Here is an 8,903-nt window from a genome sequence, read left to right on the forward strand (position 1 = left end):
CTCTCCTATTGAGTTTCATGCGTTTTTCACAAGTAAGTTGAATCTTGCTCGCTCCATTAGAATCGTAACGCCTACAGTCAATCGGATAGCTATCTTCGCCGAGGTAAGCATAGCTTGAACTATAGCATGCTGCCCAAAAAGAAATAGCGGCAGCCTTGGACAAAAACATGTCCACGACTACCGCTATTTGTTGCTCTATCAATCTCTGCACTATTATTTTTTCCGAATTATTTGCGCGATCACCCTAGCGTTCTTAATTAAATTGCTTGACTGCAACATATCACTGTGTGAGCCTGTTCCTTCATATTCCATATAATTTTTAGTCGTTGCTTCCTCCCAACCTTTCATGGTACCATTACCGGATTTGAGTGAAGAGTTCTCAGCTAAAATACAATGGAGATTGGCATTTACATGTCCGCTGTTGATCATTTCGGCTCGATAGCGCATATATGATATCATTTTGTGCTCCACCTGACGTCTAACAGCTTTGCTCTTTAAATAGTCCGCGTAGTTTTCATCAGCGCCATCAATGAAATATTGAACTTGTGCCTCTAAAATTTCATCGGGCACTTCCTGTTTTTCAATGGATATTACCGAATCTAATAAAATTATATCCGATACTTCCCGTCCCCTTCTTTCCATTTCTTTGGCAACTTCAAAGGCTAGATTTCCTCCTACGGAATATCCCAGAAACACATATGGCCCATCTGCCTGCTGGTCAATAATCAAATCCGCACACGACTTTATCGGATTCTCTTCTATAAAATCCAACGCATATACTGCAATTTCGTCATTTAACAAACCAGCCAGCTCTTTGTAACGGATACCATATCCAACAATAGGAGGAAAACAAAATACGTTTAATGTCCCTGCTTCATTATACTTGGTAAAATGATTTCCAAATTCATGCTTGTATTTTTGATCGGCTATGGTCGCGGAAATCCGTTCAACCGTTTGCTGTTCGTATATGACACGGAAAGGCAATTCAATGCCTAATTCGCGATAAATATAATGAATCACTTCTAATATCTTTAATGAATGGCCTCCGAGATCGAAGAAATTATCTTCGATACCAATCCGTTCGATGCCGAGCACACGCTGCCAAATGTCGACAAGCTGCAGTTCCAGAACCGTCCGCGGCGCTACATATTCCTTATCGCTCAAATCCCTTCCTTCCGGCGCCGGCAGCGCACGGCGGTTCAGCTTGCCATTAGACGTCAACGGCATTCGCTCCAATTGCACGCAGTACGACGGAATCATGTAACTAGGCAAGGATGCCGTCAAACGAGAGCGGATTTCTCCAACGGTATAGTCCGTTTCAGAAACATAATATGCACATAACGCTGGCTCGCCGCTTCCGTCCCCAACAATGACGGCAGCCTCCTGAACACCAGGTAGCTCGCGCAATTTAGCTTCGACCTCTCCCAACTCAATCCGGTAACCCCTAATTTTGATTTGATCATCGCTGCGTCCGATCAGTTGTATCGTTCCATCCGGCAAGTATCGGCCTAGATCCCCGGTTCTGTATAACGGCATATCCGCGAATTCCGTCAAAATAAATTTTTGCGCGGTCAATTCCGGTTGGCGTACATACCCCTTGGCAAGTCCATCTCCTCCGATTAAGATCTCCCCGACAATACCAATTGGCAGCTGACGCATGTCTTGATCGACAATATACACTTTCGTATTGGCAATCGGTTTGCCGATGATCGGGCGATGCTTATAGGTTTCCCATCGACCCATCTCAATCGGTTGGGCAATACAGCCGATCGTCGCTTCCGTCGGGCCGTAATGGTTCATAAATCGGGTATTGGCATTATGTTCAGCGTACCGCTCAACATCGTCGATGCGGATTTTTTCGCCCCCGAGCACAATCCAACGCAAGCTCGCTCCGTCATGGCTTACTCTACTGTGTTCACTATTCATCAACACGTGGAACAAAGAAGGCGTCATTTTGAGATACGTAATTCCGTGTTTTGCAATATATGGCCACATCTCATCCGGATTTACATACTGTTCCTTTTTCAAAAGATGCAGTTCTCCTCCGATGATAAGAGAGGAAACTAAACTTGTATATCCCAAATCAAACGCATAAGACGAAACGAGCGCTGTTTTGTCTACCGAAGTTAACCCGGCCTGCTCTGTAAACCAACATCCGTAGTTTGCGAGACTGCTATGCTTAATTGTAACTCCCTTCGGAGTTCCGGTAGTGCCAGATGTATAAATGACATATGCGGAATCATCCGGCGAATAGACAGCGTTCAACAAGGCGCCATCGCTGCCTTCGGCCGTGAAGTCATCATCCAAATAAATAAGGTCGCATGAATGGTCGATATGAACTGGGCATGAGCGATGGGTAAGAATCAGTTTCATTCCGCTCTCAGCAATCATGTAGCCCATTCTTTCATTTTGATGCTCCGGATCCAAAGGCAAGTAGGCTCCTCCCGCTTTGAGAATCCCCAACAAACCAATTACCATTTCCAGAGAAGGTTCCGTCAGCAAACCTACTACTTGATTGGCTATTACTCCTCTTGCCCGCAATATTCTTGCCCAGCCATCTGCGCGCTCATTCAGTTCACGATACGTCAGCCGCTGCTCTCCCGATACGACCGCTACCTGCTCCGGGCTCTTCTTCGCCTGTTCCTCAAATAATTGATGAACCATTTTCCCTCGCGGATAATCACTCCATGTTGCATTAAACTCCACCAGTAGCTGGCGTTCACCCTTTCTGAACATTCCGATGTCCCCGAGCCGCCGCGTGGGATCTTCGGCTACTTCACGCAGCAGTTCGGTAAAATGACCCGCCATACATTCCATCGTGTCTCTTCTAAAGAGCGCTGTGCTGAACTGTAAAATACACGCCATTTCTCCGTTCATCTCACTGGCGTACAGAGTCAGATCAAATTTGGCCGTAACATGGGAGGTGCCCTGCGGGATAAAATGCAGCCCGTGAACTTCGGTTTCCGTCCGATCAATATTTTGCAGGACAAACATGGCATCAAACAGCGGGTTGCGGCTCAGATCCTTGCGTACATCCAATTTCTCTACAAGTTCCTCGAACGGATAGTCCTGATTCTCAAATGCTTTCAGCGCGCGCTCCTTAACATCCCGTACAAATGCCGAGAATGTCTTGTCGCCGGACGGGTAGTTCCGCATCGCCAGCGTACCGACGAACATCCCGATCAGAGGCTCCAGATCCGCATGCGATCGTCCTGCAATCGGCGTACCGATGACGATATCTTCCTGTCTCGTATACTTGGACAACAATGCCGTATATGCTGCCAGCAGTACCATGTACATCGTCGCCCCGGTCTCTGCGGCAATTTGCTGCAGGCCGCTAGTAATGTCCTGCCCGATATCGAACGATACAGCGTCCCCCTCAAAGCTTTGCACCGCTGGTCGCGCATAATCCGTCGGCAGATTCAGCACCGGAATGTCCCCAGCGAACGTCTCCAACCAAAACGCTTCCTGCTTCTGCATCGTCTCACTTTGAGTCAGTTCCTGCTGCCATACCGCATAATCTTTATATTGAATGCGCAGCTCTGGCAAATTCTTGCCTTCATATATATGGGCAAATTCCTGTACCATAATATTGGCTGAGACTCCGTCCGAAATTATATGATGCATATCGAACAGGAGGAGATGACGATCCTTATTCACTTCGATTAGCCCAACACGCAAAAGCGGCGCTTGTTCCAGATCAAATGGCCTTACAAATGCCTCTACTAGCTGGGAAATGTATGTTTCCATCGTGTCCGTTTGACGCACCTGCTCCGGTAGATGCTCTATCTCCACTGCAAACGGAACCTGTTCGTGTACACGCTGCACCGGCTGACCGTCCACCATTTCAAATGACGTTCGCAGTGATTCATGCCGCGCAATCAATTCAACAAACACTTGTTGAATCCGGCTAGCATCCAGCAGGCCTTCTACCGCATATACTCCCGGCATGTTGTAGCTTAGTTCCGCTCCCTCCAATTGATGAAGGATGTACAGCCGTTTCTGTGCCGAGGATACCGGGTAATGCGCTCGCGCTTCCACAGGCTCGATTGACGCGTACAGTTGCTGCTCCATCCCTGCAACCGCCTGCGCCATTTGTTCCAGCGTCGGCGCTTGGAAGACGATCCGCAACGGCACATTCACGTTCAATTCCTTATGCATCTGCGCCACGAGCGTCACTGCTTTCAGCGAGTGGCCCCCTAAGTCGAAGAAGTTGTCTCTCGCCCCGATCCGATCCGTACCAAGCACGCGCTGCCACAACTCTGCCAACTTCGCTTCCAACGCTGTCCGCGGCGCCACATACTCCACGCCCGTATCCACTGCGCCTTCCGGCGATGGCAAAGCGCGGCGATCCAGTTTCCCGTTCGGGGTAAGCGGCAGCTCATCCAACGATACAAAGAACGACGGGATCATATAGCTTGGCAGACTCGATGCCAGATGGGTCCGGATTTCACCGGCCGTATAGCGGATATCTGATACGTAATACGCACATAACAACGGCTCGGCAGCTTCGTCCCGCACAATGACCACCGCTTCTGTGACCCCCTGAAGCTGACGCAAACAGCCTTCGATTTCGCCAGATTCAATCCGGTAGCCTCTCATTTTTATTTGGTCATCGCTTCGCCCGAACAGTTGGATCGTCCCATCGGACAAATAGCGTCCAATATCTCCGGTTCGGTACAATACGCTCTCTGACCACTTTGTCCGGACAAACTTCTGCTCGGTTAATTCCGGCCGGTGTAAATAGCCTTCCGCCAGACCGTCTCCGCCTATTACGACTTCGCCGGCTATGCCTATCGGCAGCAGGTGCATCCGCTTATCGACGACATACACCTCGGTATTGGCTATCGGCCTACCGATGACCGGTTGATGCTTGTAGGCTTCCCATTCAAGCTCATGAATCGGCTGGGCAATACAACCGATCGTCGCTTCCGTCGGACCGTAATGGTTCATGAATTTCGTATGTGCATGTTGCTGGCGATAGCGCTCCACATCATCGACCTTGATCGCTTCGCCCCCGAGCACGATCCAGCGCAATGATTCGCCTTTGGCGCCATTTCGGCCGAAGTCGCCGCCAACGAGCACATGGAACAAGGATGGGGTCAGTTTCAGGTACGTGATACCTTGTTCCCCGATGTACGACCACAATTGCCCTGTATTTACATATTGTTCCTTGTCCATCAAATGCAGTTCTCCCCCGCTTATCAGGGAGGAAAACACGCCCGTATATCCCAAATCAAACGTATACGAAGAAACAAGTACCGTCTTGTCTTCGGGACTCAATCCGATACGATCCGCAAACCAGCTTGCGTAATTGACAAGGCTGCGGTGCTTAATCGGTACTCCCTTCGGTTTTCCTGTCGTACCGGAAGTATAGATGACATATACGAGATCCTCGGACGTGTTGACCGAGTGTAGCGGAGTATCCACCATATTCATCGTATCCGCCGTATTCGCCGTCTCTGCCCATTCATCATCGATATACACGACATCGCACGGACGTTGGATCGAGCTTCCGCAACTGTGGTGGGTAACAATCAGTTTGACTCCGCTGTCCGCGAGCATATGCTCCCGTCTTTCGTTCTGCTGCTCCGGATCAAGCGGCAAGTATGCGCCGCCCGCCTTCAAAATGCCGAGCATGCCCGTAATCATCTCCAACGAAGGCTCAGCAAGCAGTCCGACTATTTGATTCGCCGTTACCCCCTTCGTCCGCAGTACGCTCGCCAAACGATTGGCGCGCTCATTCAGTTCCCGGTACGTCAACCGCTTCTCTCCGAATACGACCGCTGTTCGCTCCGGTGATTTACCCGCCTGCTCTTCGATCAGCTCGTGAATCGCCTTTTCCTTCGGATAACCGCGCTGAGTGTCATTAAATTCAACCAGAAGCTGGCGCTCTCCATCCCTGAACATTTCGATTTCATCAAGCTGTACTTCTGGGTTCGCAGTGACTTCCCGCAGCAGTTGAGTGAAATGGCCGGCCATGCGCTCTATCGTATCTTTGCGGAACAAGGCTGTGCAGAACTGCAGCATGCAAGCAAGTCCTCCGTCCGCTTCGCCGGCATACAAACTCACATCAAATTTAGAGGTGGTATGTCCGGTTCCGCGAGGAATAAATTGCAGCTCGCGAATGTCGGCATCCGGCTCTTCCGCACTTTGCATGACGAACATCGTATCAAACAGCGGACTGCGGCTTAGATCCTTGCGTACATTCAGCTTATCCACCAGTTCTTCAAACGGATAGTCCTGATTCTCAAACGCTTGTAACGTGCGTTCTTTCACGTCGTGCACGAATGCTGTAAACGATTGTGATCCAGCCGGATTGTTGCGCAGTGCCAACGTGCCGATAAATATCCCGATAAGCGGCTCCAGGTCCGCATGCGGACGGCCGGCGATTGGCGTGCCAACGACGATATCCTCTTGACCCGTATACTTGGCCAGCAGCGCCGTATACGCAGCTAACAACACCATGTACATCGTAGCGCCCGTCTTTGCGACAATCTGCTGCAAACCGCTGGTTACCGCTTGATCAATATCAAAATATACGGCATCCCCAGCAAAGCTTTTTACCGCCGGACGTGCATAATCCGTTGACAGCTCCAGTACCGGAATGTCGCCTGAAAACGTCTTCACCCAAAATGCTTCCTGCTGACGCATCGCTTCGCTTTGGGCCAACTTCTGCTGCCACACCGCATAATCCTTATATTGAATCCGCAGTTCCGGCAAGCTCTCCCCGTCATATAAACGAGTAAACTCTTGTACCAATATATCCATCGACACGCCATCGGAAATAATATGATGCATGTCTACCAATAGGAGATGACGCTCATTTTCCACTTCGATAAGCCCTACACGCAGTAGCGGCGCTTGATCCATAGCAAACGGACGCACGAAGCTATTTACCCGTTGTTCCAATTGTTCCTCTACTATATCCTCCTGGCGTTCCCGTTCTGTCAAACGCTCTGTCTCCACGCGGAATGTGATCTGCTGATGCACGCGCTGCACCGGTTCTCCTCCGTCTATCGCAAACGAAGTACGCAGCGATTCGTGACGCGTAATCAATTTGTGGAACGCTTTCTCCAGACGTTCCGCATTGAGCGGCCCTTCTACCGTATACACTCCCGGCATGTTGTAGCTAAGCTCCGCACCGCCCAATTGATTCAGAATGTACATCCGCTTCTGCGCCGAGGACAGCGGGTAATAGTCCCGCGTCTCCACCGGCTCGATCGCGGCGTACAGCTGCCGATCCATTCCGTCAACCGCCTGCGCCAATTCCTCCAGTGTCGAGGTTTGGAAGATCGTTCGCAGCGGCACATTCACGTTCAGTTCCTTGTGCATCTGCGCCACTAGCGTCGTCGCTTTCAAGGAATGGCCTCCCCGGTCGAAGAAATTGTCCTTCACCCCGACCCGTTCTACGCCAAGCACACGCTGCCACAGCTCGCACAGTCTCGCTTCCAGCTCCGTCCGCGGCGCCACATACTCCACACCGCTGACCGCTTGCCCTTCTGGCGACGGCATTCCGCGCCGATCCAGCTTTCCGTTCGGCGTCAGCGGCAGCTCTTCCAACTGCACGAAGAACGACGGAATCATGTAGCCCGGCAGGTGCTGCCCCATACAGCGGCGCAGTTCCGCCGCGTCCAGTTCGCCTTCCGCTACAACGTAGGCGCATAAGTATGCGTCCCCCTGTCCATCCTCCCGCGCAACGACGACTCCTTCCTTCACCGACGACTGCTGCTGCAAGCAGGCTTCGATCTCGCCCAGCTCCATCCGGTAGCCGCGGATTTTCACCTGCTGATCGCGACGACCTCCGTACTCGAGGTTGCCGTCCGGCAGCCAGCGGCACGTATCCCCTGTCCGGTACATTATTTGGCCAGGTTGGAACGGATCCGCCACGAACTTCTCGGCGCTCAGTTCCGGACGACCCAAATATCCGCGGGCGACCCCGATGCCGCCAATGCATAATTCCCCCGGCACTCCGATCGGCTGCAGCTGCATCCGTTCATTGACCACGTACATGCGGACATGCGGCAGTGGACGGCCTATCGGAACATTCATGCGGCTTCCCTCCGCTGTTTCTGCATCTGCCCCTTCTTCATAGAAGCTGGAATCGATGCACGCTTCGGTAACTCCATAGCTGTTCAGAATGCGCATCGACGATCCGAAGCGGCGAATCAGCTTCTGGAACTCCCCGGCTGGGCAAACGTCCGAGCCGAGAATGAGCAGCTTCATCCCGCTCATGTCGAGATTGTTCTCCTCGATATACTGCATTAACGGCAATACCAGCGCTGGCGTCGACTCCAAGATATTGATGCCGTACTCGCAAATCCGCTCGTACAGCGACGCTGGATCCATTCTGACATCACTTGGACAGATGACCATCTGTCCTCCCCACAACAGCGCCCGCGCCATATCTCCTGCAAATACGTCAAACGAGAAGCTCGCCAGCTGCAGCAAGCTCACCCGGAACGCATCCAACCGGTATGCCTGCTTCCATGCATGCGCTAAGCCTGCGTAGCTGCGGTGCTCGACCATAACTCCTTTCGGATTGCCGGTCGAACCCGACGTGTAGATGACATAAGCCAAATGTTGAGGCCCCGCAAGTGGCAGCAAGTTGGCCGTATCTTCCCGGGCAATCACCTCGTCTTCCATCAGCAGGATGCCATAGGCCGCTCCTTCTAGCTGCATTGCAGCCTGATGCTCTGCCTCTTCCTCGCTTGGCGCTCCGCTTGACAGTAGCTCAGCACATGATCCTGGCTCGGCAATCGGTGCATCGCTTGATACCAGGTCTGACACATAGCCCCGTGTATAATTCGGCATATCGCCTGATAGTACATCACTTGGTACATGACCCGGCACGCGGTCACACAAACGCCCTGACAGCACCAGCAGCTTCGCCCCCGAATCCT

At 51.7% G+C, this 8,903-nt stretch carries 1 protein-coding gene; it reads right to left on the reverse strand.

The features are described 5' to 3' along the window. Positions 1-213 precede the first annotated feature (213 nt). Positions 214-8,880, reverse strand: coding sequence for a non-ribosomal peptide synthetase (locus tag AZ66_RS09365; protein WP_231586797.1), 8,667 nt, complete (start codon positions 8,878-8,880; stop codon positions 214-216). Between the last annotated feature and the right edge of the window lie 23 nt (positions 8,881-8,903).

The organism is Paenibacillus sp. E194 (assembly GCF_000935845.1).
Taxonomy (GTDB): domain Bacteria; phylum Bacillota; class Bacilli; order Paenibacillales; family Paenibacillaceae; genus Paenibacillus_B; species Paenibacillus_B alvei_B.